The organism is Streptomyces calidiresistens, from assembly GCF_014141525.1.
Lineage (GTDB): Bacteria > Actinomycetota > Actinomycetes > Streptomycetales > Streptomycetaceae > Streptomyces > Streptomyces calidiresistens.
On the sequence record NZ_VKHS01000877.1, the window covers coordinates 1 to 2,119 of the forward strand.

General features: G+C 75.5%; 3 protein-coding genes. All 3 read right to left on the reverse strand.

Going from position 1 to position 2,119, the window contains the following annotated elements; genetic code table 11:
* Window positions 1-167 precede the first annotated feature (167 nt).
* The 3 genes from FOE67_RS23690 to FOE67_RS23700 are packed head-to-tail and all read right to left on the reverse strand — an operon-like array spanning window position 168 to window position 1,794.
* Window positions 168-584: a DUF4247 domain-containing protein gene (locus FOE67_RS23690; protein WP_323385376.1), complete on the reverse strand. Its 417-nt coding sequence runs from the start codon at window positions 582-584 to the stop codon at window positions 168-170.
* Complete coding sequence (locus FOE67_RS23695) at window positions 581-1,108, reverse strand: DUF2617 family protein (protein ID WP_182666874.1); 528 nt, start codon at window positions 1,106-1,108, stop codon at window positions 581-583. The genes FOE67_RS23690 and FOE67_RS23695 overlap by 4 nt, the downstream gene beginning before the upstream one ends.
* Window positions 1,105-1,794, reverse strand: a complete 690-nt coding sequence (locus tag FOE67_RS23700) for a DUF4178 domain-containing protein (protein WP_182666875.1) — start codon at window positions 1,792-1,794, stop codon at window positions 1,105-1,107. Before FOE67_RS23700 ends, FOE67_RS23695 begins: the two co-directional genes overlap by 4 nt.
* Window positions 1,795-2,119 lie beyond the last annotated feature (325 nt).

The window sequence follows — 2,119 nt, forward strand, 5'->3', positions numbered from 1 at the left end:
GGCGGGGACCCCGGGATCCGGGGCCCCGGGTTCGGACGGGGCCGGTGGGGCGGAGTGAAAGGAGCACCGTGCGCGGGGGGCGCACGCCGGGGCGGGGCGGCGGGAACGCGCCGAGGTGGTCCCCCGCGAGCGGGATGACCGGAACACCCGGCGCGGGACCGGCGAGGCTACTTGCCGGAGCCCGGCCCGCCGCCCCGGTAGCCGTCCCCGGCACGACCGGGGGCGGGCCACACGCCACCGACGTAGGTGCCCCAGCGCTGGTGGCCGCGGGCGTAGGTCTCGATCTCGATGCGGCTGCCGCCACCGGCCCGCGGCTGCACGGCCACGATGTGGTCGCGGTAGCGCAGGAACCTCCGGTCGCCGTTGGTCGTCCGGTCGCGCGGCTTGGTGTGGGCGGCGATGGCCGAGGCCACCGACTCGGGGGTGCCGGTCGCGGTGTAGGCGTTGCCGACCCGCTGGTAGGTCTGTCCGATCCACGCCGAGGGCACGGGGTTCCCGCTGCCGGAGGCGGAGCCGCACCCGGCGAGCAGGCCGCCCACCAGGAGCACCGTCACCAGGAGGGTCAGTCGTTTGACGGGGCTCACGGCGCCTCCAGTCGGGTCCGGGTGGTGACGATCTGTCGGTGCTGCGGGTAGACGTGCCAGGTCTCCCAGCCGGGGCGGGGGTCCGGGCCGCCCCCGGTGGGGCGGGCGAGGAGCGCGGTGATCGCGTCCGGCGAGCCGGGGAAGACCGCCCACAGGGTGTCGGTCCGGTCGTCGGCGCCCAGGACCCGCAGTTCGTCCACGCGGCGGCGGAACCCCGCCGCGTCGCACCGCTCCACCCGGGAGGAGAACTCGTAGCCCCAGCCGGAGATCCGCCGCCGGGTGACGGCCGGCAGGGGTTCCGTCCCTCCCTCCGGTTCGCCCCCGGTCGGACAGGCCACGGTCTCCGCGACGGGCCCGGCGAAGACCTGGTGGGAGGCGCCGAGCAGGCGCAGTTCGGCGGTCAGACCACCGCCCAGGTCGACCTCGGTGACGGCGTGGGCGGGACGGCGTGCGGGGAGCAGCGAGAAGGCCAGGTCCTCGGCGGCGGTGTCGAGGTAGGGGACGGCGAGGGATATCGCGGTCACGGCCGGGCCCCCGGGCCCGAACCGCCGTCGGTGAGCGCGGAGTCGTCACCCGGGTAGACGGTCAGCGTGCCGTTGGGCACCCGCTCCCCCAGGGACGCCTCCCAGCTGCCGCGCCCGTCGGCGCCGACGAAACGCTCGAAGGCCAGCGACCGGCCCCCGGGGCCGTCGTAGTCGGCGTACTCGACGCGGCCGGAGGCGGGCAGGCCGGTGGTGCCCTCGGAGCGGTAGTCGGCCATGCCGTGCTCGGTCCGGTGGTAGGTGACGCCCTGCACGGTGATCGTCTTGGCGGACGGCGTGAGGTTCGCGGGCGTTCCGGGCTCCTCGTCGTCCAGCTCGGTCCAGATGTAGACCTCGAGGTCCGGGTCCTCCTCCACCGACAGCCAACGACGGGTGCCGTCGGGGCCGTCCATGGCGTCGAGGAAGTGCTCGGACCAGGTGAAGCCCCCCTCGGTCAGGCGCAGCGAGCCGCGCACGAAGAGCCGTTCGCCCAGGTATTCGACGAGGTCGCCGGCGGCGATGGTCCTCGGGTCCCCACCGACGCCCTCCTCCGGCGCGAAGGGGTCGGCCGGCCGGCGGGACCCGGTGGCCGGCGCGGTCCGCCTGCGGGCCACCCGCAGGGCCGCCACCGCCACGGCCACTCCGGCCAGCGCAACGATGATGGCCGCCACGACGACGATGCCGTCCATGTGGTCTCTCCCCCGATTCCCCGCGTCCCCGCGTGCTCGCTGTCACAACCGTCGCTGCCGATCCGGGCGTCGGTCGCCCGGGTGCGCCACGGGGCGGGTCACGGATTCGGGGGCGGACGGATTCGGTCACCACCGTCCCCGGAAATCGGTCGAACCCCCGTGGACGCGGTGTGGATCCGATGTGCCCCCGCCGTGTCCGCCGCGCGAAGCGCGATGAGTATGGCATACGGCGTGAAACACGCCGGCGGGCGGGCGTTCGGTTCCCGGAACCCGTTCCGGGGGCGCGGGAAGGCCGGTCCGGAAACGGCGGCGTCCCCCATCGGCC